Annotated in this window: 23 protein-coding genes; 17 read left to right on the top strand and 6 right to left on the bottom strand. The window is 46.3% G+C overall.

Features of this window, described 5'->3' with window-relative positions:
• Positions 1-24 precede the first annotated feature (24 nt).
• The gene (locus OCU60_RS07820) at positions 25-2,436 is read left to right on the top strand and encodes a DNA polymerase II (RefSeq protein WP_074373608.1); all 2,412 of its coding nucleotides are present in this window, start codon (positions 25-27) and stop codon (positions 2,434-2,436) included.
• Positions 2,437-2,494: 58 nt separating this feature from the next.
• Here the strand turns inward: OCU60_RS07820 and OCU60_RS07815 are convergent, their stop codons facing one another.
• The gene (locus tag OCU60_RS07815; RefSeq protein WP_074373607.1) at positions 2,495-3,265 is read right to left on the bottom strand and encodes a nucleotidyltransferase domain-containing protein; all 771 of its coding nucleotides are present in this window, start codon (positions 3,263-3,265) and stop codon (positions 2,495-2,497) included.
• Positions 3,266-3,556: 291 nt separating this feature from the next.
• On the opposite strand from OCU60_RS07815, the gene yeiP reads away from it, so the two are divergent.
• The 3 genes from yeiP to OCU60_RS07800 all read left to right on the top strand — a co-directional run bounded on the left by yeiP (position 3,557) and on the right by OCU60_RS07800 (position 5,525).
• Entirely contained in the window at positions 3,557-4,123 is a 567-nt protein-coding gene (gene yeiP, locus OCU60_RS07810; protein WP_074373606.1) for an elongation factor P-like protein YeiP, read from the top strand.
• 5 nt (positions 4,124-4,128) lie between these two features.
• A complete protein-coding gene (locus OCU60_RS07805) occupies positions 4,129-4,449 on the top strand; it encodes an HI1450 family dsDNA-mimic protein (RefSeq protein ID WP_074373605.1) in 321 nt (106 codons plus the stop codon).
• 347 nt (positions 4,450-4,796) lie between these two features.
• Positions 4,797-5,525, top strand: a complete 729-nt coding sequence (locus OCU60_RS07800; protein WP_074373604.1) for a DUF3581 domain-containing protein — start codon at positions 4,797-4,799, stop codon at positions 5,523-5,525.
• A 117-nt stretch (positions 5,526-5,642) separates the two neighbouring features.
• On the opposite strand, the gene OCU60_RS07795 is transcribed toward OCU60_RS07800, so the two are convergent.
• Together OCU60_RS07795 and ydiJ are read right to left on the bottom strand one after the other, a co-directional pair.
• Positions 5,643-6,107 (bottom strand): methyltransferase family protein, encoded by a 465-nt coding sequence (locus tag OCU60_RS07795; RefSeq protein WP_074373603.1) that lies wholly within the window; start codon positions 6,105-6,107, stop codon positions 5,643-5,645.
• A 94-nt stretch (positions 6,108-6,201) separates the two neighbouring features.
• Positions 6,202-9,249 carry a D-2-hydroxyglutarate dehydrogenase YdiJ gene (ydiJ, locus tag OCU60_RS07790; protein WP_074373602.1) on the bottom strand — a complete coding sequence of 1,016 codons (3,048 nt, stop codon included), beginning with the start codon at positions 9,247-9,249 and terminating at the stop codon, positions 6,202-6,204.
• A gap of 182 nt (positions 9,250-9,431) precedes the next feature.
• On the opposite strand from ydiJ, the gene OCU60_RS07785 reads away from it, so the two are divergent.
• The 6 genes from OCU60_RS07785 (at position 9,432) to OCU60_RS07760 (ending at position 15,154) form a co-directional block, all read left to right on the top strand.
• A complete protein-coding gene (locus OCU60_RS07785; protein ID WP_074373652.1) occupies positions 9,432-10,148 on the top strand; it encodes a DUF3334 family protein in 717 nt (238 codons plus the stop codon).
• A 233-nt stretch (positions 10,149-10,381) separates the two neighbouring features.
• Positions 10,382-11,065, top strand: coding sequence for a DUF2786 domain-containing protein (locus OCU60_RS07780; protein ID WP_074373651.1), 684 nt, complete (start codon positions 10,382-10,384; stop codon positions 11,063-11,065).
• A 95-nt stretch (positions 11,066-11,160) separates the two neighbouring features.
• Positions 11,161-11,811 carry an OmpA family protein gene (locus OCU60_RS07775; RefSeq protein WP_095533316.1) on the top strand — a complete coding sequence of 217 codons (651 nt, stop codon included), beginning with the start codon at positions 11,161-11,163 and terminating at the stop codon, positions 11,809-11,811.
• A 63-nt stretch (positions 11,812-11,874) separates the two neighbouring features.
• On the top strand, positions 11,875-12,951 hold the full coding sequence (locus OCU60_RS07770; protein WP_083602685.1) for a tetratricopeptide repeat protein: 1,077 nt from the start codon (positions 11,875-11,877) through the stop codon (positions 12,949-12,951).
• A gap of 408 nt (positions 12,952-13,359) precedes the next feature.
• Positions 13,360-13,770, top strand: a complete 411-nt coding sequence (locus OCU60_RS07765) for a hypothetical protein (RefSeq protein ID WP_083602684.1) — start codon at positions 13,360-13,362, stop codon at positions 13,768-13,770.
• 274 nt (positions 13,771-14,044) lie between these two features.
• Positions 14,045-15,154 (top strand): phosphoribosylaminoimidazolesuccinocarboxamide synthase, encoded by a 1,110-nt coding sequence (locus OCU60_RS07760; RefSeq protein ID WP_074373600.1) that lies wholly within the window; start codon positions 14,045-14,047, stop codon positions 15,152-15,154.
• A gap of 110 nt (positions 15,155-15,264) precedes the next feature.
• Here the strand turns inward: OCU60_RS07760 and OCU60_RS07755 are convergent, their stop codons facing one another.
• Positions 15,265-15,642: a hypothetical protein gene (locus OCU60_RS07755; protein ID WP_074373599.1), complete on the bottom strand. Its 378-nt coding sequence runs from the start codon at positions 15,640-15,642 to the stop codon at positions 15,265-15,267.
• A gap of 369 nt (positions 15,643-16,011) precedes the next feature.
• Here OCU60_RS07755 and OCU60_RS07750 point away from each other — a divergent pair, with 369 nt between their 5' ends.
• From OCU60_RS07750 to OCU60_RS07735, 4 genes are all read left to right on the top strand, one after another.
• Entirely contained in the window at positions 16,012-17,700 is a 1,689-nt protein-coding gene (locus tag OCU60_RS07750; RefSeq protein WP_074373598.1) for an NAD-dependent malic enzyme, read from the top strand.
• A 73-nt stretch (positions 17,701-17,773) separates the two neighbouring features.
• Complete coding sequence (locus OCU60_RS07745; RefSeq protein WP_074373597.1) at positions 17,774-18,097, top strand: DUF3392 domain-containing protein; 324 nt, start codon at positions 17,774-17,776, stop codon at positions 18,095-18,097.
• Between the two features lie 104 nt (positions 18,098-18,201).
• The gene (locus tag OCU60_RS07740) at positions 18,202-18,900 is read left to right on the top strand and encodes a SanA/YdcF family protein (RefSeq protein ID WP_074373596.1); all 699 of its coding nucleotides are present in this window, start codon (positions 18,202-18,204) and stop codon (positions 18,898-18,900) included.
• A 137-nt stretch (positions 18,901-19,037) separates the two neighbouring features.
• Positions 19,038-19,871: a DUF2797 domain-containing protein gene (locus tag OCU60_RS07735; protein ID WP_083602683.1), complete on the top strand. Its 834-nt coding sequence runs from the start codon at positions 19,038-19,040 to the stop codon at positions 19,869-19,871.
• Positions 19,872-20,032: 161 nt separating this feature from the next.
• On the opposite strand, the gene OCU60_RS07730 is transcribed toward OCU60_RS07735, so the two are convergent.
• Together OCU60_RS07730 and OCU60_RS07725 are read right to left on the bottom strand one after the other, a co-directional pair.
• Positions 20,033-21,262, bottom strand: coding sequence for a cysteine desulfurase-like protein (locus OCU60_RS07730; RefSeq protein ID WP_074373595.1), 1,230 nt, complete (start codon positions 21,260-21,262; stop codon positions 20,033-20,035).
• Complete coding sequence (locus OCU60_RS07725) at positions 21,246-21,902, bottom strand: 2OG-Fe dioxygenase family protein (RefSeq protein ID WP_074373594.1); 657 nt, start codon at positions 21,900-21,902, stop codon at positions 21,246-21,248. The genes OCU60_RS07730 and OCU60_RS07725 overlap by 17 nt, the downstream gene beginning before the upstream one ends.
• A gap of 400 nt (positions 21,903-22,302) precedes the next feature.
• Between OCU60_RS07725 and trxB the strand changes: the two genes are divergently transcribed.
• The 3 genes from trxB to cydC all read left to right on the top strand — a co-directional run bounded on the left by trxB (position 22,303) and on the right by cydC (position 26,919).
• Positions 22,303-23,259, top strand: coding sequence for a thioredoxin-disulfide reductase (gene trxB / locus OCU60_RS07720; RefSeq protein WP_074373593.1), 957 nt, complete (start codon positions 22,303-22,305; stop codon positions 23,257-23,259).
• 152 nt (positions 23,260-23,411) lie between these two features.
• Positions 23,412-25,202: a heme ABC transporter permease/ATP-binding protein CydD gene (gene cydD, locus OCU60_RS07715; protein ID WP_074373592.1), complete on the top strand. Its 1,791-nt coding sequence runs from the start codon at positions 23,412-23,414 to the stop codon at positions 25,200-25,202.
• The gene (gene cydC, locus OCU60_RS07710; RefSeq protein ID WP_074373591.1) at positions 25,195-26,919 is read left to right on the top strand and encodes a heme ABC transporter ATP-binding protein/permease CydC; all 1,725 of its coding nucleotides are present in this window, start codon (positions 25,195-25,197) and stop codon (positions 26,917-26,919) included. The genes cydD and cydC overlap by 8 nt, the downstream gene beginning before the upstream one ends.
• The last annotated feature ends 72 nt before the right edge of the window (positions 26,920-26,991 follow it).

Below are 26,991 nucleotides of genomic sequence, written 5' to 3'. Positions count from 1 at the left end.
AAATAACAAAATGAGTAGCCAAGCTTGACGCTCCGGAAAGGTTTCCTTTTAACCCGCCATGCCCGGGATATAAACGGCACAACACAAATAGAACTTTGGGCAGCAACGCCTGAAGGGCCAACCCAGATTTTAATCCATCACGAGAAGCCCGTCTGTTTTATCCCTACCACAAAATCAAAATACATGGCCCAGAAGTTAACTCAGATGGGTATCACCGCCGAACTAAACTCGCTGCCACTCAAAAGTTTTGAGCATGAGCCGTTAACTGCTTGTTATACCGCCACACTCCAAGAAGCAGCCCGTATCCATGATCTCTGCCGTCAGGAAACGATTGAAGTGCTTGAAAGTGATATCAAACTGGCTGAACGCTATTTGATGGAACGCTTTATTCGGGGGAGTTTTGAATTCACAGGTCAAATGACTCAACAGGGTCATATCACAACCGTTCAGGATGCCAAGTGTCGTCGCAGCGACTTTTTACCCACACTCAACGTTGTTTCTCTGGATCTCGAATGTTCGGAAAAAGGACATTTGTACTCGATTGGATTTGATAGTGAAATGGACTCCCGGGTGATCATGATTGACGATCAACAAACAGTTGAGGTTTCGTCAGCGGAGCGTTGCTCTCCCGCCGATCAATCCGGTGACATCCCGATGATCCAATGGGTTGAAAATGAACGTGCACTTTTGTTGGCAATGGTGCATTGGTTTCAACGCTATGACCCAGACATCATCATTGGCTGGAACGTCATTGATTTCGATTTCCGTCTATTGCATCGCCGGGCAGAAAAACATCACCTGAAGCTGATGCTGGGGCGGAAGCACCAAAGTAGTTATTTCAGAACATCGAATCAATCTCAACAAGGGTTTGTCACCATTCCCGGGCGCGTTGTTCTCGATGGTATCGATACGTTAAAAACGGCAACCTATCAATTCCCGTCTTGGTCACTGGAATCCGTATCGCGCACCTTACTCAACGAGGGAAAAGCCATTCATCAAGTGGATGATCGGATGGAAGAAATCAACACCATGTTTCGCCATGATAAAGTTCGTCTGGCGGTTTACAATCTCAAAGACTGTCAGTTAGTAAATCGCATTTTTGCCAAGACCCATCTCCTCGACTTTGTCATTCAGCGCGCTCGTCTCACCGGTATTGAGCTGGATCGAATCGGTGGTTCAGTGGCCTCCTTTACTAACCTTTATCTGCCGCAGCTTCATCGGGCTGGTTATGTCGCCCCCAACCTGAGTACTGACCATTGGCAAGCCAGTCCGGGCGGTTATGTCATGGACTCAATTCCCAATCTCTATGACTCGGTACTCGTGCTCGATTTTAAAAGCCTCTACCCTTCTATCATTCGCTCTTTCTTGATTGATCCATTGGGGCTAATTGAGGGACTAAAACTCGACATCGGTTCTGAAGCGCATCAGGCAGTCCCCGGATTTCGTGGCGGGCAATTTCACCGTACCCGACATTTTCTGCCACAAATGATCGAAACACTTTGGGCGGCCAGAGATGAAGCAAAAAAGAACCAAGAAAAAGCCTTCTCTCAAGCCATTAAGATCATTATGAACTCATTTTACGGTGTTCTGGGCTCTGCGGGGTGTCGGTTTTTCGATACTCGGCTCGCATCCAGCATTACCATGCGCGGCCATGAAATTATGAAGCAGACCAAAGTGCTGATTGAAGCGCAAGGCCATCAGGTGATTTATGGTGATACTGACTCTACATTTGTATCGTTAGGCAAAGCATATACCCAGCATGATGCCGACCACATCGGTCAACAACTCGTTGCTTCTGTGAATCAGTGGTGGAAAACCCATTTATGGGAAAACTACCGTCTGAATAGCTTTCTTGAAATCGAATATGAGACCCATTACATCAAATTTTTGATGCCAACGATCCGCGGTGCCGATACCGGCTCCAAAAAACGTTATGCGGGATTAATTCAGACAGATGACGGAGAACAACTGATTTTTAAAGGGCTAGAGAGTGCCAGAACCGACTGGACTGAACTCGCCAAACGCTTTCAACAACAACTATATCTGCAGGTTTTTCACGGTGAAAACCCCTGTGACTACATTCGCGAACTCGTTGCTGAAACCCTTGCCGGCCAATACGATCAAGAACTGACCTATCGTAAACGACTCCGTCGCAAACTCCATGAATATCAGAAAAATATCCCACCGCAAGTGCGAGCGGCCCGAATGGCAGACGAGATCAATCAACAACGAGGAAAACCGCTACAATACCAAAACAAAGGCGTGATCGAGTACGTCATCACCTTAAGCGGTCCGCAGCCTGTCGCCTATCAGTCCAGTCAACTAGATTACCAGCACTATATCGATAAGCAACTCCGGCCCGTAGCTGATGCAATTCTGCCGTTTATCGGCTATCGGTTTGATGACTTGACCCGGCCTCAGTTAGGGCTGTTCTAAACAGGCATTTGTTTAACAAGCCATTGAACCTTGCCAACTCATCCACCAATGCGGCATATCAACCAATGCGGAATTCGGTTTTCTGATACTGTTTGACCAGCCATTGTCCGTAGTCGTCCAACAGGCCGATGACTGAACGTTTCGGAATAATGCGCTGTGTCTTCAGTAGTATCCCCAATCGTTCAATATCGGTTTGCCGCTCAGGATGGTAATGAAGAAACTGCTCTCCGCAAACAACGGGATCATCAATCCACTGTTTATCGCGATACATCACTAAAGAATAGCTTGCGCGAAGTAATTTCTTAGCAATACTCTGCTGTGCTTTCACCTGTTCGTCCGGGGCATTTGATTTCGCGATTTTATCTCGGTAATAACTCACCCAATCCGCTACGTCCATATTCCAGAATTTGGCAATTTCCCAGCTCGGTTCATAATGACCAAAACACTCAGCTAAATCCGGTCCATAGACGCAGACGGAACAATGGCGTAGCAAGAATCCCCATGAAAAAAGGCTATCGAGTGAGGCCACCTCTTCAACCAGCGCGGTTTCAAGCGACACATCAGTGACAAACGGATAGTCCTTTTGAAAACGCCAGCGCAATGTATTGAAAATCGTCGTTTTTTGCATCTCAAAATGTCGATGCGTCACAACGATGACATCAATATTTGAACGCCCCGGGCAAGCGGTTTTTCGAGCGACACTGCCGTAAACATAGACACTGTGCAAATTATCTTTCAGACCAGCCTTTAAGTAAGCAATAAGGGAACTGACAACGGGCTGATACTGCGACTGAAAAGGAATGTTCGGATTAATCACTGGTAATTGCATAACCGGAATATGTCATCATAAAAACTCAAAAATACAGCTAAAAAGCTTTGCTATCATACACGAATCATGACGCTAAAGGATATTGTTGTAAAAGATATTATCAAAGAGAGTGCCCGCGATTTTTTGATGTCCCTTTATCTTCAACCCAATCAATCACCCGAATGGCTTAACGCATGTCTGAATGTCTCGCAGAGACACGTTTATCCCAAAAGAAGAGAACAAGAGATGATCAACGTACTTGAGTCAGTATATAATCGGTTTTTCTCAAATCAATCCATGTAAGGAAAAGCAATGCCGAAGGCAAGTGAAATTAAAAAAGGCTTTGTCATCGATACCAATGGCAAAATGCTGTTGGTGAAAGATATTGAAATTACAACCCCCGGTGGTCGAGGCGGTGCAAAAATCTATAAGTTCCGCTGCACCGATTTAACCACGGGTACTCGGGTCGATGAACGCTTTAAATCCGATGATGTCCTTGAAACGGTTGATATGACCAAACGCCCAATCAGTTTCTCGTATATTGATGGTGATGAATATATCTTCATGGATACCGAAGATTTTACCCAATACACATTCAAACACGATGATATTGCTGATGAGTTACTCTTCATCAACGAAGAGACGCAAGGGCTGTATGTTGTGCTCGTCAATCAACAGGTCGTTGCCTTAGATCTGCCGGCATCCGTTGAATTGGTGATTGAAGAGACCGCCCCTTCGATCAAAGGCGCTTCAGCCTCGGCAAGAACCAAACCAGCCCGTTTCGCAACTGACTTAGTCGTTCAGGTGCCGGAATATATCGCCACGGGCGATCGTGTTGTTATCAACACGACAGAACGTAAATTCATGAACCGAGCATAACGCAAATGAATGAACTCATGTCTTACGATGATGCCATCGATACAGCCTATGATATCTTTCTTGAGATGGCACCGGATAATCTCGAACCAGCCGATATCATCCTGTTCACGGCACAATTTGATGATCGCGGTGCTGCCGAATTGGTTGATGTCAAAGATGATTGGAGCAATCAAGTTGGTTTCGAGGTTGATAAAGAAACCTACGCTGAAGTTAATATTGGCCTCGTCAACGAAGAAAATGACACTTTAGATGATGTTTTCGCCCGCATGTTGATTAGTCGGGATCCGGAACATAAGTTTTGTCATATATTCTGGAAAAGAGACTAAGCGACGACCGCTACACAAAACATAACCACGGTTTCCGATACGGAAGCCGTGGTTTATTTGCGTCAATCATACCATTTTTATGGTGCTCCCCTGAAACGTTTCTATTTTCTTGACACGAGACTTTATGCAATTGATGTTTTATCAGAAAACTTATTTCAATCATGCATGATTTGAAAATCGATAATTAAATCAACAAAATTGACAAAATATTGACACCTATGGCCTGACAAACTACACTGCTCATGGATATATTCATGTGGTCTACATTTATTTTTTATCTGGATAGACCATTTTTTCGCTAAAAATCGTATATAATTCCTGTCAGTTTTGGCTGCTTACTATTAAATATGTTCCTAAATCCTTATTTCTCAAGCAATAACCATCAGTTTCAGTTTACGCGCCAGCAAGCAAGTCATTTTGCTAAAAAAGTTGCCGGTGATTTCAACCCTATCCACAACGAGGATAACAAACGTTTTTGTGTGCCCGGTGACTTACTTTTTGCTGTGCTGTTGAAAAAAGCAGGGATTAGCCAGACCATGAAATTTAAATTTTCTGGTATGGTGGGTGACCAAACACCGTTGCATATTGAAAATAAGGAAGGCAAAGAGAGCGCTGTCGTTGACGAGAACGGCAAGGAATACTTGCATATGAACCGCGACGGTGAAGTGAGCCACGACGATGCATTCATCGAACATTTCGTGACCAGTTATGCCCGCTTTTCCGGGATGAACTTTCCCCATCTTCTTGTCCCTCTGATGAAAAATAAAAATGTGATGATTAACTGTGAGCGCCCATTGGTCATGTATGAAAGTATGGAAGCCGAGTTTACTCACCTTGACCTGACGCATCCGACAGTCGAACTCCGTCATACCACATTTGATGTCGACGGAAAGCGTGGTCTCGTGACACTGTATTTTAATTTTATCAATCAAGGTCAAATCGTCGGACAAGGAACCAAACGCCTCGTCGTCAGCGGATTACGTCCATACGATGACAACGCGATTGACAATCTGGTTGCTCGGTTTCATGAACTCAAAGATGCATTTCAAGCGCAGATGGCAGGCCAAGCCGCCTAAAGACTCAACCCGTCGATACGCCAGCCCTAATGAAGATATAAAGAACCGCTGTGTATTACAGCGGTTTTTGCTTTTCTGACGGTCTTGTTCAAACCAATATTATCGTCACGACATACATCACAGCCAGCGTCGAGCACGTCGCTGATACGCCTGATAGGATTCCCCAAACCGGGCCTCTAATATCCGCTCTTCAGGCATAATCTGAAAATACGTCATATACATCACGAATCCGATGATACAAATCAGCCCGGTGAAGCTTCCCAACCAATACACATCTGCGATCAAAATGAGTACCAGTCCCAGATACATCGGGTTACGGGAAAATCGAAAGACACCGTGAGTAACCACCGTTGCAGCTAACTCTGGATTCACCGGATTGACCGTTGTTTTAGCTCGGTAAAAAGTAAATAAAGCGGATAACCCCAGCCAGCCAGACAAGACGAAGCACCCGCTAACCACCCCCCATCGAAACGGTAATTCAACCGAGGTGCCCGGCAACCACCAGTTGCCCAGATGAATCAATATCAGCGCGATCACAAATACGATCACGGGCGGCACTTTCAATGCTAAACGATAGTTCACAGTTCACCTCGACACTGTCCTTCACATCACTTTCAACACCATCTCAGAGAGCAAGAGTTAACCTATTCTCTGAGACAGAGTGAAAGACGGCTTGTTACTGAAGATGCGCGAGTAGCGCCTGTAACGGGTGTTTGGGTTTGATCTGCTCAAACCGCTTCACCTGACTCCGGCATGAATAACCAGTAACCAGACAGCGCTCCGCCGGCAGCTGCTCAAGATTCGGTTTCCAACTTAAACCATAGATGTCTTTTGACATCTCGAATTTGTCTGCTTCATGACCGAAAGTGCCAGCCATCCCACAGCAGCCAACAGCAACCGGCTCAAGTTTGGCACCAAAATGACTAAAAATCGTCATCCACTCTTTCTCACTATTCGGTAGCTTCGTTTTTTCGGTACAGTGCGAAAACAGATACCAAGGGGAAGAAACCGAAGGCTGAGACGACTCGATGTGGAATTCAGATAAACGTGGCGCCATCCATTCATGAACGCTCAAGACCTGAAATGTACCTCGTTGCTCACCCAAAATTTCCTGATACTCATCGCGATAACACAACACCGTGGCAGGATCGACACCAACCATCGGAATCCCCAGTTCAGCGACCTCGCGGAGAAACGCAGCCGTTGAATTGGCCGTTGCCGTAAACTGTTTGAGGAATCCCTTCACATGTTGTGCTTTACCATTCGGCTTGAATGGCAACAATACCGGATGTTTACCTAACCGGATCACCAACTCAATAAAGTCATCGACCACATCAGCATCATAATAGCTGGTAAATGGGTCTTGAACGATAATGATATAGTCCTGACGCAGTGACTCAGGAATCTGTGCCAGTCCTTCAGAATGATAAGGTACCAATGCTTTATGACCGACCCGTTTAGCAAGTGTCGGCACCGTCAGCAAAGGCGCGTCAATGTAGCCCACCGTCGAACGTGTGAGGCGTTGCATCCAGTTTTGGGACAGAACACCATTCACTACGGTCGGGACCTTGGCCATCAGCGGCAGCATGGTTTCAATATTGGCAACCAGATAATCTTTGAGCGGGCGCGGATAACGGGTATGGTAAAGATTCAGGAAACGCGCCCGAAAACTCGGCACATCCACTTTAATCGGACATTGACTGGCGCAGGCTTTACAGGCCAGACATCCATTCATCGCTTCATAGACTTCATGAGAAAAATCACCATCCCGCTCTTGATGCCAAGCATGACGAATCCGATCAATCAGCGTTTTCACCGAGAGCGTCGAATTCAAGGTTTGCTTTTCCAGATCAAGAATATCAACACCCTGCTCTGTTAACTGACGCAGCCATTCACGAACCAATCCTGCCCGCCCTTTCGGAGAGTGGCGTCGATCTGCGGTCACTTTCATTGAAGGACACATTGGAGAGCTGGTTTCGTAATTAAAGCAAAGACCGTTGCCGTTACATTCCATCGCCTGTTTGAAACTGTCACGAACCTGAATGTCGATTTGACGGTCAAAATAACCCCGTTTGACATCCGAGACTTTCACCAGCTGATGGTCACTATCCAGCGGTGTACAGATTTTCCCCGGATTCATTTGATTATGCGGGTCAAAAGCAGCTTTAACCCGCCGAAGTTCCTGAAAGAGTTCTTCACCGAAGAATTCAGGACCATACTCAGAACGATAACCTTTTCCGTGTTCGCCCCACATCAAACCGCCGTATTTGGCGACCAGTTTAACGACTTCATCCGAGATACGATGCATCATCGCTTCTTGTTGCGGATCACACATATCCAATGCAGGGCGAACATGCAATACCCCCGCATCTACATGACCAAACATCCCGTAAGCCAGTGATTTCGAATCGAGCAAAGCACGAAATTCCGCAATAAAATCAGCCAAATTGTCTGGTGGCACACACGTATCTTCAGTAAATGCGATCGGTTTGGCCCGCCCTTTCGTTGCACCGAGTAAACCCACCGCCTTCTTTCTCATATTATAAATACGATTGATACTGGCTAAGTCCTGACATACCTGATAACCAATAATGCCAGCCTCTTCGTTTACCAGCATTTGATCCAATTTGTCAGTCAGCGCCTGAACCTGAGACTCGATTTCAGCCAGATCCTGTCCTGCGTATTCAACGATATTGATCCCCTGCATCTCTTTACCGGGCACATCAGACAATAAATCGTTGACGCTGTGCCAGACAATGTCCTGTTTTGCCAGGTTCAACACTATCGAATCGACCGTTTCGACAGATAAGGCTTGCGCTTCAACCATGAATGGCGCATTTCTGAGCGCTGACTCGAAACTGTTATATTTGACATTGACCAGCATCCGAGTCTTTGGAATCGGTGTTAAATTCAGCTTGGCTTCAGTAATAAATGCCAACGACCCTTCAGCACCACACAAAATCCGGGTAAAATTAAAGGTATCATCGCTTTCATCGAGCGCATTTTTCAGATCATACCCCGTCAGGAATCGATTCAAGGGCGGGAATTTATCCAGAATCTGAGCCCGTTTGTCCCGACAAACAGATTCCGTGACCGTCAGCGCTTCAGCGGCATAAGTCTCTTGCTGCGGTAATCCAGCCGACAGATCGGTTTCCAGTATTGAACCATCAGCAAATACTGCCTGTAACGACAACACATGGTCCGAGGTTTTGCCATATTTCAATGACCCTTGCCCCGATGCATCGGTATTGATCATACCGCCGAGCGTGGCTCGGTTACTGGTGGAAAGATCAGGAGAAAAGAAATAACCATAAGGTCTGACGGCATCATTGAGTTGATCTTTGATCACCCCAGCCTGCACACGAACCCATCCTTCTTCCGGATTGATTTCCAGAATGTTGTTCATATGACGGGATAAATCGACGACGATTCCTTTCGTCAATGATTGTCCATTGGTCCCTGTTCCACCACCTCGCGCTGAAAAGGTCACGGTTTTATAAACCGATTGAGCACTCATTTTCCCAATCAGGGCGACATCTTTTGTTGTCTTGGGATGAATGACTGCTTGCGGTAACTGCTGATAGACACTATTGTCTGTAGAAACCGCAAGACGGCTTGAATAGTGCGTTTCGATATCACCGGAAAATTCATGAGATTTAAGGTCTTGTAGAAATTGGAATATGACGGGATCGATATCGGATTGATGGTGAAGTCTCGGTAACATTTGCTTCCTATCCGTACGACGCTGACTTCAATGCAGCGATGGGTTAATACTTTTTGTTCTTGATCTTTGAGTTAGCTCACTTTACAACATTTAAAGAGGCGATTAAAACAGAATCTCGGTTCAAGAATAGGAAAAGGCATGATGTGATGCCTTGTTGTTGAAATATTTTGATGGACAATCATATGAAAAAAAGTCAAGTAGTCACCACAGAAGATATTCTGCTGATGTTGTGCCAGTCTGTTTCTAAGGTGCTTACGACAGCAACCGCTTCGCAGATTCATTATTCTGCTATGGTTCAGAAAATTAATAAAACCGCACTCAAACCTGATTTTGGTTGTTTTGTGCTTTTCGATGGCGGGTTTACCGGATTGGTTGTCATTAACTTCAATGCCAAAGCTGCATTGGAGATTTATAGAAATTACATGCGTAATATGGGCATGCCGGAAGAAGAGCTGGCGGTGCTGCATACATCGGACGAAGTCGGAGATGTATTAGGCGAACTCATGAATCAACTCGTCGGTGATTTCACCAACAAAGTTCGCAAAGAACTACAGACCAACATTACTCAAAACCAACCCAAAATGCTGTCACTGAACAAGCAGGTGTTACTTTCTGTGGATACCAATCTTGATCGCCCTCAAGCCCGCCGAGTTACCTTCTCTACCGAAAAAAACAACATTTTCTATCTTGAACTCGCAATGGACAAAACCGAATTCATTCAGTTAGAGGAATTTGAGATTTCCGAAGATGAAAACCCAGACGATATTCTCGAATCCACATGGCAACAATCAGAACAAGCGTCATCCTCTCAATCATCTGCTAGTAATCCGAAAAATCACAAAGATGATCAGCAAGATAGCGGCAACGCGGCTGATTTACTCGATCAGCTTGGCTTATAAATAACCAGCCATTGATGTTACCCGGATAAAGTCACACTTTATCCGGATCTTCATCGACATCCCCAACCGTTGCCCATTATGCTGACATTCACTGTTCGTCGGTTAACCCTTTGCGTGGCAGAATCCCAGTCCGTTGTGACTGACGCCCCCTCTTTTCATTCTTTTCATTTTCGATCAGAAAAGTTAGAATGTCTGACTTTGCTGTGCATCTCAACTCCCTATATCTCAGGTCAATGAATAAAGAAAAAGCCCTTAAAAAAATAGCCAAATGCTTGGAACTTGGTAATTCCGCGAATGTGAATGAGGCGGCAAGTGCCATCAAGATGGCGCATAGCCTGATGTTAAAATATGGTCTGCATAAAGATGATATTGAATTCATCAAAATGGGGAAAACCCAGTCTTCTCACCTGCTACCAGCCCAAATCAGCAGTCACCTGCTCCGTATTATCCGAGGTATCAACACCAAGTTTGGTGTAGAGGCCGTCTTATTGAATCATAAAGGTCTGAAAAGAGTCGAGTTTATCGGTGAAGCGGATCGCGCTATTTTTGCCGCTTTTGCTTTTGATGTCATTTATCGTGAAATGAACGAGCAAACCGGTCAGTTCCGTAATAGTTTTGCTGGCAGTGGCACATCGACACAAGAAGTGTCGCGCAGAGTTAACTCTTTTTTATCTGGTTGGATCGAAGGTGCACTGGAAAAATTACCGGATATCACCCCCGATCAAGATTCCGCAGATAAAATCAATAGCTATATTGATCGGGAATTCCAGAACATTGACCGCGAAACATTTAAGAAACAACTCAAAGAAGCGATGAAAAATTTGACCGAAGATTACGAGACCGGATTGAAAAAAGGACGTAGAATTTCTGTCAACAGACCGATTGATGGTGCACAAGCACCAAAATTATTGAAATAATTCATCCGAATTATTGTCTACAATGTGATAGATAATTGTGATTCATGATACGAGAATAACAATCAGGGAGTATCTCAGTGAAACGAACCATCATTATGCTTTCTCTGCTTTCGCTACTGGCCGGGTGCGAAGCAACGCAAAGACAGAATGCAACAACGGGTGAAAACGAAACCAACTCAACCACCAAAGGCGCACTAATTGGTGCAATTTCGGGGATTGCAGTGGGTCTCGCTTCGGGTGATAACGCCAGAGAGCGGCGCCAGCGAGCACTCATTGGCGCAGCCGGTGGTGCTGCGATTGGTGGCGGTGTCGGCTACTACTTTGACAAACAAGAAGCAGCACTACGACGTTCTCTTGTCAATTCCGGCGTTCAGGTTGAGCGCGTCGGAGAACATCAGCTTCGTTTACGCATGAAAAACGGAATCGGTTTTAATACCAACGATTACCATCTCAATGCTTCGATTCACAATACCTTAAATGGTGTGGCTAAAATTTTAGTGGAATATCCCGAAACCAGTTTAGTCATTGATGGCCATACCGACAGCACTGGTAGCGACCGCACGAATCAAGTCTTATCAGAAAAACGGGCAGAATCGGTACGTCAGTATCTCGTCTCACAAGGCGTTGCTCCCGGTCGGGCGATTGCTCGGGGCATTGGCGAGCGCCACCCTCTGTGCACCAATAGTACACCGCAGGGAAGACAGTGTAACCGACGGGTTGAAATACAGATCCTACCACTGAAATAAACTGACAAATATTCCGGATCAGAAATTACGCTGAATCCGGAATATCAACCTTAGGGGTCAGGCGTGCGATTGAGATTATTACTGATATGTTTGTTGCTGGTTCTTGCATCTGCATATGCCGCCGACATCAATACCCTACGCCAGCAAGCCATCTTGCGTGACAAAAACGCACAGTACCAACTTGCCTTGCATTATCAACAGGGACAAGGTGTGAAAGCCGACCCCAAACAATCTTTTTACTGGATGGAACAAGCCGCTGAAAATGGCCATAAGCAGGCGCAATTACAAGTCGCGAATGCTTATCTTAATGGCAGCGTCGGTGTCACACCGGATAAAACACAAGCGATCTATTGGCTGACTCGCTTAGCAACACAAGGCGACACGACAGCACAGTTCAAACTGGGTCAACTCTATGAACAAGTGACGGATCTGTCGGGTGAAACTCAGGCACTGATTTGGTACCGGATTGCAGGATTGTCTAATCCAACAGCAGAGCAACGCTACAGCCAGTTACTCGAACAACAGTTCAATCACCGCCGAATGAAAGAAATTTCGCGGAGAAAAGCACTCGAAGATGCTCAAGCCCCCGATACCACAATTTCTCCGGTCCGTTTCAATAATGCTCAAGCCGATGCTGCTCAATTCACGCTGCCTCAGATCATATCCAGCGTGATTGTAGCCGTACTGATGCTAGCATTGACTTTACTGGGAGTTGTCTATATTCGACTCAAAAAACAGCTCAGAACAGCGGAATCAACTCGCCCTGAGGTTCAACTACCACCGTCAGAGCCGTTACAGGTTCAGTCTGGTACCACTATACAACAGCAAAAAATCAAGCAGCAGGAACAAACGATTCGCAAACAAAAACAACAAATGACCATGCTGTTTCAAGAGATGAAGCGCTTACAACAAACGCCACCCAAACAGCCCCCAGCTCGCCCGAATAGCCTCGATTTAGCATGTGCTTTATTTGGCTTCTCAGTCACAGAAATACCAGATGTCAAACAGATCAAACTGCGTTATAAACAGCTGAGTAAGATTTATCACCCGGATATGAAAGGCAGTGATGAAGAGATGAAACGGTTAAATCAAGCATTAAAATCACTATTAGCACATCAGCAAAGCACCTCCGCGCAATAAAACAATAGCGCAATAAAACAATAGCGCAATAAAACAATAACACCCGAAACCATGACTGTGCAGTAGTCGTTGTCTGCATCAGTCAAACCGCTTATCACGACAATACAACAACGCGATATGCCTTTTTACGATAAGTCACTCGCTCAAAACTCAAAGCCGAATCCCCACCATTACTCAGCAGTGAAACACCAGTTCCCTTGCTCAGTCCCGCGCCTGTCTGTCACCACCGCTGACAGACAGGCGTGTCCGATTGGATTTTCTCGATTCCAGTTCGCATTCACGAACAGGAAATATTCAGTAATGAGATCTTGATAACAGAAAAGTACGAATTTACACCAATTCCTACTTGATCAGTCATTCAATATAAAATACTGTATATATATACAGCATGTATAAGGAATCAGTATTATGCGTTTGTTGAATGATTTGATGTACTCATCCGGATTGCACCACTATACCGGTCACCACTCGCCCCAAAATGCGACCCGATATGACGCAATGGCAAGCTATCTGTATGATCGTTTAGCACAGCTCTCTCAACTGCCACAGTGGATTCTGGTCACATCGGAATCCTACCGGCCGGATCTACGCTCACTCGATTCACACAAGATTCCGGGTCATCAAGTTGTGCAACTGAAAGCCTCAAAGACGATGGATGAGTATCATGTGATTCGTAAAGCCATCCTATCAGGCAATGCCTGCGCCATCGTGGCTTCACAACGACTCACCGAACAGGCGCGGAAACAGCTCATACAGTTGGGTCAACAATACCACTGTGAGATTTTCTTTGTGGCGGATCCAAACCGCCACTACCATTGATTCCAGCGACTCATTCCGGCAACCAAAACGCTCAACATCACCACTGAACACTGCAATCACCATTTCATCCCCTCTACACAGGGGATTTTTTTTAGATCAGTGATTGGTTGAAAATACCCCCCTTGAAGCAAACGTTTGCTTTTTCTCTGGCAGTGAAAAATAGTTCTGGTATGATGCGCTCAGAAATCGGATATCCCGTAATGTTTGTCACTCTGTGTCTGGTCAACGGGTATCTGTCAGTTGAACCGATTACTTTTTAGATAGGAATGTCTGAATGAGCCTCGCCGATCAAATTCTCGCCGTCAATGACGACCTCCCCATTCGCACCAGCAAACCCGTTCATAGTGGAAAAGTTCGTTCCGTTTACTGGTTAACTGAAGAAGACAGCCGTCGCCTGATTCAACAAAAAGGCTACAACGTCGCAGCAGATGCCCCGCTGGCAATTATGGTCATCAGTGACCGTATCTCTGCTTTTGACTGTATCTGGCACGCTGAAGGTGGTATCGCCGGAGTACCGGGAAAAGGCGCTGCTCTCAACGCAATTTCCAATCACTGGTTCAAACTATTTCGCCAGCACGGTCTGGCAGACAGCCATATTCTTGATATCCCCCACCCGTTTGTCTGGATTGTTCAGCAAGCCACACCGATTAAAATTGAAGCCATCTGCCGCAGCTATATCACGGGTTCAATGTGGCGGGCCTACGAGAAAGGTGAGCGAGAATTCTGCGGTATTCAGCTTCCCGAAGGGTTAGGAAAAGATAAGCAACTGCCTGAATTGCTGTTCACACCATCAACGAAAGGCATTCTCAAAGGAATTCCCGGTGTTCCAGAGGCCGATGATGTCAACATCAGCCGACAAGATATCGCAGCAAATTACGCCGCATTTAACTTCCGTCAGCCAGAAGATATCAGTTTATATGAGAAGTTACTGAAAGAAGGCTTTGATGTGATCAGCCAGACGCTCGCTGATATTGACCAGATCTTCGTCGACACCAAATTTGAATTTGGTTATGTCACCGATGCTCAGGGGCAAGATAAACTCATTTATATGGATGAAGTTGGTACACCGGATTCATCCAGAATCTGGGATGCTCAGCAATATGCTGCCGGCCATATCGTTGAAAATTCAAAAGAAGGCTTCCGTCAGTTTTTGCTGAACTACTTCCCAGACCCAGACATTCTGCTGAACAAAACACGCATGCCTGAGCGAGAAGCGCTCGCCAGAGACAATGCTTTACCCTTGAAAGCATTACAGGACATTTCCGAAACTTATACGGGGATTGCCGAAAAGATTACGGGTCAGCCCATCCATCTGAGTAACAATCCAAAACAAGAAATTATTGAGATACTTGACCGGGAATATGGCCTCATTCAGCCTGCATAATGCTTCAATAGCAGAACCGCTATGGATTACATCAATCCGTTGATCGATATCATCCGCTCATCACAACACTGACGATGAGCGGATTCAAACAACGGTAATCTCACTTCGATTCACCACTCAATCAACAGTTCATCAACCTCAACCCGCTGTGTCGTATGACACCCCAGCGTTTCAATCTCATGCAACTGTTGTGCATCCAAGGCATAAGGCATCATCACTTGTAACGCCTCAATTCCTTCTGATCTTGCCAACTTTGACAAGATCATCAGATTTTCCTGATCACTACGTCCCAGAGACAGATTTTGCAATGCTTTCTTCCACAAACGTTCATCCGGGGCTAATGCCTGACGGGTCGTTTGTGATGATTCATCATGTGCAACGCGCTCTGTATGAAAGAAGGCTTCAAACAGTGTCCAATGTTTATGACATGCAACATCTAAGAATGCGGTGTAATCAAATACACCTCGGACTCGGGTCGGTTGAATCATTTCGCCCCCCACGAAAGTGACAGCACCATAGACACACTATGATCCGCCAATCCGTTTATAGCAATAGAATATAAAAAAACGGTATTTTATGGCCGAAAACATATATAAAAACGCTCTATCAGATGCATATAAATAACAACTATTGAACAAATATTTAGCTTGGTGAGATGAATGATTCATATTTTGTTTAACAAATAAACTTATATTTATTCACTAAAATGCAAATATTGGTAAACCATATTCAAAAAAAACCGCCAATTAACCTACGAGAATGAGGGAAACTTCAAATTGCCTCTATTTACAACCGACAGGAGTACCCGTAAAATTTGTCCCGTTTCCCTTCATCATCCTACAAAATATAGGCATACAATGAACAACGACAAACGCCCTTTATATATTTCCCACGCGGGCTCTATGCTCCTCAGTACACCACTGCTCAACAAAGGTGCCGCTTTTACAGCAGAAGAAAGAAGCTCATTTAACCTTGGTGGTCTGCTCCCTGAAGCAACAGAAACCATTCAGGAACAAGTTGTCCGTGCGTACCAACAATATTGCAATTTCGACAATGATATGGATAAGCATATCTATCTTCGCAATATACAAGATACCAATGAGACGCTCTTCTACCGACTGGTGCAAAATCACATCACTGAGATGATGCCTGTCATCTACACACCGACCGTTGGTGCTGCATGTGAAAACTTCTCTAATATCTATCGCCGTGGTCGTGGATTATTTATTTCATATCCGAACCGCAATAAAATTGATGATATCTTGAATAATGCCTCTAACCATCACGTCAAAGTCATCGTAGTCACCGATGGTGAGCGTATTCTTGGTCTGGGTGACCAAGGTATCGGTGGGATGGGTATTCCAATCGGAAAACTTGCCCTGTATACCGCCTGTGGGGGGATCAGCCCGGCTTATACACTCCCGGTTGTTTTGGATGTTGGGACCAATAACCCACAACGTTTAGCCGACCCAATGTATATGGGCTGGCGTCATCCGCGGATTACCGGTGCAGAATACGATGCATTTGTTGAAGAGTTTATCCAAGCGATTCAACGCCGCTGGCCTGATGCTTTGGTTCAGTTTGAAGACTTTGCTCAGAAAAATGCCATGCCACTGCTTGAGCGTTACAAAGACCGGATTTGCTGCTTTAACGATGATATTCAGGGAACAGCCGCTATCACGGTCGGCTCTTTACTGGCAGCATGTAAAGCTGCTGGCAGTAAACTGGCAGAACAGCGAATCACCTTCCTTGGTGCCGGCTCTGCCGGGTGTGGTATTGCCGAAGCGATTATTGCTCAAATGGTTTCAGAAGGTATTTCTGATCAGCAAGCCCGCTCACAGGTCTATATGGTTGACCGCTGGGGATTATTGCAAGAAGGTATGCCAAATCTATTGGATTTCCAACAGCGTTTAGTGCAGAAGAAATCCAATACGCAACACTGGGAAGCAGAAGGGACTGGGTTCTCTCTGCACGATGTTGTCAGAGAAGCGAAACCAACCGTCTTGATTGGTGTTTCCGGTGCACCGGGACTATTCAGTGAAGACATCGTCCGTGAGATGCATCAACACTGTCCACGTCCGATTATCTTCCCACTGTCGAACCCGACAAGCCGTGTTGAAGCGCTGCCAAGTGATCTGCTGACATGGACAAACGGAGAAGCACTCGTTGCAACCGGTAGTCCGTTTGAACCGGTCATGTTAGGTGACAAACTCTACCCGATTGTTCAGTGTAACAACAGTTACATCTTCCCCGGTATCGGACTTGGCGTCCTTGCAGCAAATGCAAAACGAGTAACCGATGAGATGTTGATGGAGTCGAGCCGGGCACTGGCTGAATGTTCACCACTGGCAATCAATGGTCATGGTTCACTGCTACCACCATTGGAAGCGATTCACTCGGTTTCGAAAAAAATTGCACTTGCCGTCGCGAAAAAGGCGATTGAACAAGGTGTTGCTGATGCCATTACAACTGAAGCACTGGAGCAAGCGATCGAACGTAATTTCTGGCAACCGGTTTATCGTCGCTATAAGCGCGTCGCATTCTAAATCGGTCAAACGATATCAATATGATAAGATAAGCCTCTGTTACAGAGGCTTTTTATTGGCAAGGATATTTACCATGTTGCATTTTTTCAGTCCTGCGGGACAATATCTCGCACCTTACCTGGAAGAGATCGCCATCGCACTGATTGCCTGCCTGTTGGTGGTGCTGGGTGGTGAAATTAATGCGCTATTACGCCGGATGTTGCGTAATCAACACTTTGTCATTCGCACATTTACCTTTATATTACTTAATGCATTTGGTTATGGATTTATCATCGTCAAACTCAGCCCTGACTTAGCTCGGACACTTGCCCACTTAGAACGAGGCACCATGTTTGTCGTTGTCATTGTCAGTTTTGTCAGCATCGGGCTCTGGGCTCAGAAGAACAGGCAAATATAATTTAGATAAAAGGTATCGTTATCCACTCTCGTTTCAGTAAATATCACGCTGATAGCGGATGCATCAGCAGAATACGCCATCTTTGCTGGCGACTCATCAAAGCCATGCTCATCATATTGCTTATGCTGGTCGTATCCTTGTACGTCATTGATCGCTGGGTCAGTTGGAAAACACAAGACCAGATACTCACCAATACCGATCATATTGAGCACTACCAAGTGGCTGTGGTATTAGGAACCAGCAAATATCTAGGCCGTATACTCAATGCGTATTACATTCATCGTATTGAAGCCGCGATTCAGCTCTATCGTTCAGGCAAAGTGACTCATTTTCTGCTCAGTGGCGATAATGCTCATCGTTCTTACAATGAACCATGGACGATGAAACGTGATTTGATGAAAGCAGGTATACCGGAACAAGATATCGCTTTGGACTATGCCGGATTCAGAACGCTCGATTCGATTATCCGGGCCAAAAAAATCTTTGATACCAACCATTTTCTGATTATTACGCAACGCTTTCACTGCGAACGAGCGCTGTTTATCGCGAACTATCACAAGATTGATGCGGCTTGTTTTGCTGTCCCCGGCCCCACCCACGGTACCGATCTCAAAATAAGAATCCGTGAAATTTTTGCCCGGGCCCGGGCGATCCTCGATCTATTTATCATCGATGCCAAACCTAAGTTCCTCGGACCGAAAGAACCGATTTTCTCCGATGACGCATCCCATAACACACCTGCGGGAATATCTGAGAACGACAATCATCCAAACGACACAAAACATCCTCATACCGCTGAGTAAACTCGCTAGAAGCGACTCAATTCTGTTAATATCACCAAACGGGTAATATGCACTGTCTGAACAAGCTTCAGCCCGTTTTGCGATCACCCGCTTCATTTATACCTAATATCAATTTCAACCATAAAAAGAGCAATGTCATGTCTTCAGTCATCAAGGGAACCCTCAGTAAACTACGTGCGACCCTCAGCCCACACACCGAGTATTATCTCCCTGTCGGAGCAACGGAAGTCGCCTTAAACTCGCTGATCGGCCAGCCGGTCTCCCTCACCTATACCGGCAATATTTATTGTTGTCATTGCGGCAAACGGACCAAAAAAAGTTACGCGCAAGGCCACTGCTATGTCTGTATGCAGAAACTGGCGAGTTGTGATATGTGTATTATGAAGCCGGAAACCTGCCACTATGAGCAAGGAACCTGTCGGGAACCGGAATGGGCACTGTCACATTGCATGACGGATCATTATGTCTATCTCTCCAACACATCCGGTCTCAAAGTCGGTATCACCCGTCATTCTCAGATTCCGACCCGCTGGATCGATCAAGGCGCGACACAAGGGTTACCAATTTTTAAGGTCAAGAGTCGTTATATTTCAGGCTTGATCGAAGTTGAATTAGCGCAACATATTGCTGACAAAACCAACTGGCGAACGTTATTGAAAGAAGACCAAGATCCACTCGCGCTTCACCAACAGGCAGAGAAACTTCGTCCATTGGTTGCGGATACCATTGAAAAGATCCGCCAAACATACGGGCAGGACGCGGTCACTGAAGTCAATCCAGATATCACCGAGATTCAGTTCCCGGTACAACAACACCCGACCAAAATCGTGTCACACAATTTTGATAAAAACCCTGAAGTATCAGGGCTCTTACAGGGAATCAAAGGGCAATATCTGATTCTCGATACCGGTGTTATCAATATTCGTAAGTTCACGTCTTATGAAATTGAATTTCAACCGCTTTCATTCTGAAATGTCTTGCTTTGGCGAGCGCAACCGCGCGATAAACGCAGCCACTGCTTGATTGTCGTTATGATGTGTGAGAACCGTGACGTTCCACACATCTTATCCGCGGTGCTTCAACTTATCCGCTGTGCTTCAACTTATCCGCGGTAGCCTCAACAACGCTGCGGTTAACTTTTCTCCAGACGCTGCAGGTGTTCAAATAAACGGTGAATTTCCGCCTCGGTATTGTAGTGCATCAGACCAATACGCAGAACACCGTGATTTTCAAGTCCTAAGCGCCTCACCACGCCCAGCGCATAAAAGTGACCATGCCATACGCAAATGTTCTGCTCACCGAGTGCTTTGGCAACAAACGCTGGCGTCTGATGAGTAAAATTCAGGGCAAAGGTCGGTGTTCTCACTACGCTATCAGCCACACTGGCTCCGTATAGCTGTACTGAAGATAACGTATCCATCAGCGCTAAAAACAAGGCACTTAACCGCTGTTCATGTTGTTGATACTGGGCAAAGCTCTCGACCAATCTCATTCTCAACGGTGCTTCGGCTTTTCCCCATTGTGCGAGATATTCGATCGTGCCAATGACCCCGGCCAGACCTTCAAAGTTCAGCGTTCCCGTTTCATAACGTCCCGGCCCGACATTAGGTGCCGGTGCCACTTTATAAGGCATAAAGTGCGTCAGCCAGCGTGGTGCAATATACAGAATGCCGACATGTGGCCCATAAAATTTATAAGCTGAACAGACTAGAAAATCACAATCTAACGCCTGAACATCAATCAATTGATGCGGAGCAAAATGAACCGCATCGACATAAACCAATGCGCCAACCTGATGCGCGGCTTTGATAATCCGCTGAACATCAACAATAGAACCGGTGGTATTGGATGCATACGTCACCGCCACTAGCCGTGTTCGTTCACCAATAAGAGCAATCAGGTGATCAACGTCCAGTGAGCATTGGCGCTCATCAATCCGGGCCTGATGGATGACCGCACCCCGATCGGCTGCCGCCTGCTGCCAACTCGACACATTGGCATAATGATCCAGCTCGGTGACAATCACTTCATCACCACGTTGCCATTCACGACTTAAAATCCGACTCATATGGAATGTCAGCGTGGTCATATTGGCTCCGAAGACAATATTCTCAGGCGCCGGTGCATGCAAAAATGCCTGAACCACTTCCCTTGCCTGAGCCACCAGTTGACCGGTCTGAACACTCGTTGGGTAATATCCCCCCACATTCGCCGTCCCTCCCGACAGATACTGAGCGATTTGTTCCCCGACAACCGCCGGGACTTGACTTCCGCCCGGCCCGTCGAAGCACAAAGGTAACAGTGGCTCATCTTGCCGAAATACCGGAAATTGCTGACGAACGGCCTCAGGCGTGAAATTCATGGTTGCCATCCTTCGCAGTGAGAACAAAGACATCCATATGCCCTTCTTCACCATGCTCTATCACCCGAATCGGTGTTGCGTTATGCCATAGGGCACTATCCGCCACCATTGCGATTTCACCATCTTCCAACACTTTGCGAAAAAACGGGGCCGCATGATGATCCTGATAGAGCATCAGTTCACCACCAACAATATTATGACGGTCAATACCGATCATCGCGATGTAGTCGTAGCCATCCTGATGAACCCCTTCCGGAGACACCATCGTCTCATCAAAAACCGATGCAATACGCATCTGATGAACATCGATAATTTGCCCGTCGGGTAATCCATTGGTTTCGACAAATAATTCACACATTTCATGCAATCCCTCACTTATCAGTGTGTCTTGCAACACCGGCTCAAACTGGCGCTTAATATCCCCCTGAAACGGGTTATAGTGACCGGATTGGGTGAAATCATGTTTATCGGTTTCAACGACCTGCCCATTGATGAACTGAATCACCGAATAACGTCTCAGTCGATATTGTCCGTCGGCATGAGCCGTATGAGGGAGTTGTTGAAATGAAGGAGCCAGTTGATGGATAGCGGTATCACTCAGCTGGGTAATATGCAGTGTATTCTCATGTTCATGCATCATATTCAATTCCTCTACTAAAAATTAGCATGATTTTACATTTTTATAACAAAATAATAGTTGATTACTTTGTCTTTTCCACAAAATATAAATCAAAATATGAATAAAACTGACAAATTAAGAATATTCATCCAAACCATCATTAAAAATCACACTATCCGTTCAACGGAAAGACAGAAGCAGTGCCAAATACGGAATTTTCACCTATACCGTTTAGCAAGCGTATGGTGTACCGAATGACTCCCCAATCCGTTTGAATGATACCGAACGCCCCATACCACGGCTCTCCCTGCCATCTATAACCTTTTCTTTCATAATATAGTTTTTTTCATACTTTTATTGAATGGAGGAATCTCCTACAATCGTGAGTCAGATAGAGTAAAAAGATTCCCCTGAGGATAAGATGAGCAACGTAAAGCATTCTAAATTGATGATTCTTGGTTCCGGACCTGCCGGTTATACAGCCGCGGTTTATGCAGCTCGCGCCAATCTGAATCCTGTTCTGATTACCGGTATGCAACAAGGCGGTCAGCTCACAACCACGACTGAAGTCGAAAACTGGCCCGGCGATCCGGAAGGACTCACCGGACCGGGGTTAATGGAGCGCATGAAAACCCACGCGGAACGTTTTCATACCGAGATTATTTTTGATCATATCAATGAAGTGGATTTTACCCAGCGGCCTTTTACGCTGAAAGGTGACAGCCAGACCTACACGTGTGATGCGCTGATTATCTCAACTGGCGCGTCGGCCAAGTACCTGGGCCTCCCTTCAGAAGAAGCATTTAAAGGACGAGGCGTCTCCGCCTGCGCAACCTGCGATGGTTTCTTTTACCGCAATCAGAAAGTCGCAGTGGTCGGGGGTGGTAATACCGCCGTCGAAGAGGCGTTGTACTTATCCAATATTGCTTCTGAAGTGCATCTGATTCATCGCCGAGATAGCTTCCGTTCTGAGAAAATTCTGATTGATCGTTTAATGGACAAAGTTGCCAATGGCCAAATTATTTTACATACCGACCGTACGTTGGCAGAAGTCACTGGTGATGACATGGGTGTCACGGGCGTGCGCCTGCAAGACACTCAATCAGACACGATCGAGTCACTCGATGTGATGGGCGTATTCATTGCGATTGGTCATCAACCGAACACCGAAATGTTTCAAGATCAATTAGAAATGAAGAACGGTTATATTATTGTTCAATCCGGTCTGGAAGGAAATGCGACACAAACCAGTATTGCGGGTATTTTTGCTGCCGGGGATGTGATGGATCATAATTATCGTCAGGCGATCACCTCAGCTGGAACTGGTTGCATGGCTGCACTAGATGCAGAACGTTATCTTGATAGCCTGTCAGAATAAGTACATTATTTTTCACCATTTTTGATGTGAAATCCCCTCGACCCGGTGGTGTCCCCACCGGGTTTTATTTTGTATACTACTGACTTGCGGGTGTGCCGTGATACCTCTGGGTAAACGCACCTTATCAACTCATTCCTATAAAAGCCTTTAAAATGGATAAGAATAAACAACGTAGCTTAAATCACTGGCTCCGCCAACAAAGCAAGCTGGCAAAACGCTGGCTGATGCTCGCTGTCGGGCTCGGTGTCCTCTCCAGTATTTTCTTACTGTTCCAAGCGGCTTTGCTGGCTTCGATTTTACATCAGCTGATCATTGAACAGACCGCTAAAACGGATTTAATCCCCTATTTTCTGGGACTTGCAGCAATCATTGCCGTGAGAGCAGGACTGAGCTGGGGACGTGAAATTGCCGGATTCAAATGCGGAGAACAGATCAGAATCTATATCAGGCAACTGATTCTGGATAAACTCAGAGAAATGGGACCCGCCTACATCAAAGGAAAACCGGCAGGTAGTTGGGCCACACTCGTGCTCGAACAAGTTGAGAATATGCATGACTTCTTTGCCCGATACCTTCCTCAGATGTCGCTGTCCGTTCTGATTCCGTTTGTCATCCTCATCGTCGTATTTCCTGTTAACTGGGCCGCTGGATTGATTTTTCTGCTGACAGCCCCTTTGGTGCCATTCTTTATGGCACTGGTCGGGATCAAAGCTGCGGAAGCTGCACAGAAAAACTTCAAAGCGCTACAACGTCTTTCGGGGCATTTTTATGACCGCCTTCAAGCGATGACCACCATCCGGATGTTCGACCGGACACAAGCCGAAGCCGAACATTTGCGTGCGGCATCCGAAGTTTTTCGGATGCGAACCATGGACGTGCTGAGAATCGCTTTTCTTTCCTCGGCAATTCTGGAATTTTTTACTTCGATTTCTATTGCCCTCACCGCGGTTTATTTCGGTTTCAGTTTTATCGGGGAAATGGATTTCGGTTATTACGGAACAGAAGTTACCCTGTTCACCGGACTATTTGTCCTGATTCTTGCGCCAGAGTTTTACCAGCCATTGCGGGATTTGGGAACCTTCTATCATGCCAAACAGCAAGCCGTTGGCGCTGCCGAAAGTATTGTTGAGTTTCTCCAAATCGATGTGAATGAGGTAAAATCGGGTACACTATCTGTTCCGACACCTGAACATATCACCATCGAAGCCGAGAGTCTGGAAGTCATCAGCCCCGAAGGAAAAAGGCTGGTTGGCCCGGTGTCATTCCGCCTTAACTCTCATGAAACAACGGCTTTAGTCGGCCCGAGCGGGGCGGGGAAAACCTCGCTGGTACAAGCGATTTTAGGCTTCATGCCTTATCGGGGAAAATTGCTGATCAATGGTGTCGATCTCCATGAACTCTCTCATGCAGACTGGCGACAACTGATTAGCTGGGTCGGTCAAAATCCTTTGTTGGTTCATGGCACAATTCGTGACAACGTCACTCTGAGTAAACGCCAAATTACCGATGAGCAGCTCGAGAATGCCCTCAAAGATTCTTTTGCGGCTGACTTTGTCGAAAACCACGGGCTGGACTATTTGATCAGTGACCGCTCCGGGGGGCTGTCCGTCGGTCAGGCTCAGCGACTTGCCCTCGCCCGCGCCATGCTGCAAAACGGTTCATTCTGGCTACTGGACGAGCCGACCGCCAGCCTTGATGCCCGAAGTGAACAGCTGGTCATGCAAGGGTTGGCAAAACAGATCCATCAGCACACCACGTTACTGGTCACGCATCAACTTGCTCAACTGCAGACGGTAGATAACATTCTGGTGATGCAAGACGGAAAAATTGTCCAGTCAGGTCATTACCAGACCCTCCGCCATGAAGACGGCTTGTTTCAATCCATGTTGACAGACAACCATACACTGCAACCTGAACATCAGAAGGGGAATCTCGATGCGTGATTTGCTCCCATTTCTCAAACTCTATAAAAAGCATTGGTTTGGTCTGACGCTGGGAATCATATTGGCTTTCCTAACCCTGTGTGCCTCGATTGGGTTACTGACGTTGTCCGGTTGGTTTCTTTCCGCAGCCGCAGTTGCCGGTTTAACGATAGCCCGGCAATCGTTCAACTATATGTTACCCAGTGCCTTTGTCCGCGGCTTTGCGATTGGACGAACCGCCGGACGATGGGGAGAACGAGTCGTCAGCCACAATGCAACCTTTAAGGTGTTGGCGGATCTGCGGATTTTCTTTTTCAAGAAACTGTCACCACTCATTCCGGGACGGATTGCTAACCTTCGTGATGCCGATCTGCTCAACCGACTGGTTGCTGATGTCGATGCCATGGATCACGTTTATCTACGACTGATCAGCCCCGTAGTAATTGGTATCTTGGGCGTATTGGTTCTTTCGGCGTTTCTGTACTGGTTTGACCCAATGGTCGGTCTGACACTTGGCGCAATTTTGCTGGTGTTATTACTGTCTTGGCCGGTGTTATTTTACAAACTGGGCAAACGAAATGGTGCGGCGCTGACCCAAAGTAAAGCAAATCTCCGGGTCACCTTACTCGACTGGATTCAAGGCTATAGCGAACTGACGATTTTTGGTGCCGAGCCGACCTACCGTCAGGCAATTATGCAAGATCAGCAAGACCTGATCTCGCGGCAGTATATCAACACCCGTTATAGTGGCTTTGCTCAGGCATTGCTCATGCTGGCCAGCGGCTGGACACTGGTATTCATGCTATGGTTTGTCGGCAATGGTGTGGGTCAAGCGCAACCGGACCCGATGATCGCAATGGTTGTCTTTGCCACCATGGCCAGCTTTGAACTGTTAATGCCGATCGCTGGCGCATTTCAGCATTTAGGCCAGACACTCACCTCGGCACGACGCCTGAATGAAGTCTTATCTTCTGAGCCTGAAGTGACGTTTCAAACGGAGCCGACACAGCACAATGGTCAGTTCGACATCCGTTTTGAACAGATTCATTTTCATTATCCGGACCACCAGCAACAACGCGTCCTGACTGATATTGATCTCCACATTCCGGCAGGTCACAAAGTTGCGATTGTCGGTCAGACTGGGTCTGGCAAATCAACACTACTTCAATTGATTTCCCGCTACTGGGATCCGAGTCAAGGTCAAGTATCGATTGCCGGAACCAATCTGAAACACTGGAACGAACACGATCTTCGCGCCTGTATGAGTATTGTCAGCCAACGGGTTGATATTCTAAACGGCACATTACGCGAAAACTTACAGATCGCGGCACCAGACGCTGATGATATGACGTATACACAAGTCCTCAGTCAGGTCGGATTGGATAAACTCCTTGATGAGCCGGGATTGGATGTTTGGTTAGGTGATGGCGGTCGTCATCTTTCCGGGGGTGAAAAACGTCGTTTGGGGATTGCCCGGGCACTACTCCATCAGGGAGAGATTCTATTACTGGACGAACCCACGGAAGGACTCGATAAGCAGACCGAGCGACAAATTATGGATTTGTTACGTACACATTATGCGCACAAAACCGTGATTTTCATTACGCACCGTTTAATCGAGCTGGAACGAATGGATGCCATTTGCCTGATTGAGCAGGGCCAGATCGTCGAATATGGCAGCCACGAAGCGCTCATTGCGCAGCAGGGCCGATATTATGCGCTGAACCAAACGTTATAATGGTGTCATACATAAAGGATTGTGTAACACATGATAGGAATAAAAAAAGGTGCTTGTTTAAGCACCTTTTTC

The organism is Vibrio spartinae (assembly GCF_024347135.1).
GTDB lineage: Bacteria > Pseudomonadota > Gammaproteobacteria > Enterobacterales > Vibrionaceae > Vibrio > Vibrio spartinae.
The sequence above is the reverse complement of the archived record's forward strand: the minus strand, read 5'-3'. Positions and strand labels throughout refer to the sequence as shown.

Bases quoted from the DNA above. Each gene is read 5' to 3' on its own strand.
- OCU60_RS07815 (WP_074373607.1), bottom strand. From the start codon at position 3,265: ATGCAATTACCAGTGATTAATCCGAACATTCCTTTTCAGTCGCAGTAT.
- yeiP (WP_074373606.1), top strand. From the start codon at position 3,557: ATGCCGAAGGCAAGTGAAATTAAAAAAGGCTTTGTCATCGATACCAAT.
- OCU60_RS07805 (WP_074373605.1), top strand. From the start codon at position 4,129: ATGAATGAACTCATGTCTTACGATGATGCCATCGATACAGCCTATGAT.
- OCU60_RS07800 (WP_074373604.1), top strand. From the start codon at position 4,797: ATGTTCCTAAATCCTTATTTCTCAAGCAATAACCATCAGTTTCAGTTT.
- ydiJ (WP_074373602.1), bottom strand. From the start codon at position 9,249: ATGTTACCGAGACTTCACCATCAATCCGATATCGATCCCGTCATATTC.
- OCU60_RS07785 (WP_074373652.1), top strand. From the start codon at position 9,432: ATGAAAAAAAGTCAAGTAGTCACCACAGAAGATATTCTGCTGATGTTG.
- OCU60_RS07780 (WP_074373651.1), top strand. From the start codon at position 10,382: ATGAATAAAGAAAAAGCCCTTAAAAAAATAGCCAAATGCTTGGAACTT.
- OCU60_RS07775 (WP_095533316.1), top strand. From the start codon at position 11,161: ATGCTTTCTCTGCTTTCGCTACTGGCCGGGTGCGAAGCAACGCAAAGA.
- OCU60_RS07765 (WP_083602684.1), top strand. From the start codon at position 13,360: ATGCGTTTGTTGAATGATTTGATGTACTCATCCGGATTGCACCACTAT.
- OCU60_RS07760 (WP_074373600.1), top strand. From the start codon at position 14,045: ATGAGCCTCGCCGATCAAATTCTCGCCGTCAATGACGACCTCCCCATT.
- OCU60_RS07755 (WP_074373599.1), bottom strand. From the start codon at position 15,642: ATGATTCAACCGACCCGAGTCCGAGGTGTATTTGATTACACCGCATTC.
- OCU60_RS07750 (WP_074373598.1), top strand. From the start codon at position 16,012: ATGAACAACGACAAACGCCCTTTATATATTTCCCACGCGGGCTCTATG.
- OCU60_RS07745 (WP_074373597.1), top strand. From the start codon at position 17,774: ATGTTGCATTTTTTCAGTCCTGCGGGACAATATCTCGCACCTTACCTG.
- OCU60_RS07740 (WP_074373596.1), top strand. From the start codon at position 18,202: ATGCTCATCATATTGCTTATGCTGGTCGTATCCTTGTACGTCATTGAT.
- OCU60_RS07735 (WP_083602683.1), top strand. From the start codon at position 19,038: ATGTCTTCAGTCATCAAGGGAACCCTCAGTAAACTACGTGCGACCCTC.
- OCU60_RS07730 (WP_074373595.1), bottom strand. From the start codon at position 21,262: ATGAATTTCACGCCTGAGGCCGTTCGTCAGCAATTTCCGGTATTTCGG.
- OCU60_RS07725 (WP_074373594.1), bottom strand. From the start codon at position 21,902: ATGATGCATGAACATGAGAATACACTGCATATTACCCAGCTGAGTGAT.
- trxB (WP_074373593.1), top strand. From the start codon at position 22,303: ATGAGCAACGTAAAGCATTCTAAATTGATGATTCTTGGTTCCGGACCT.
- cydD (WP_074373592.1), top strand. From the start codon at position 23,412: ATGGATAAGAATAAACAACGTAGCTTAAATCACTGGCTCCGCCAACAA.
- cydC (WP_074373591.1), top strand. From the start codon at position 25,195: ATGCGTGATTTGCTCCCATTTCTCAAACTCTATAAAAAGCATTGGTTT.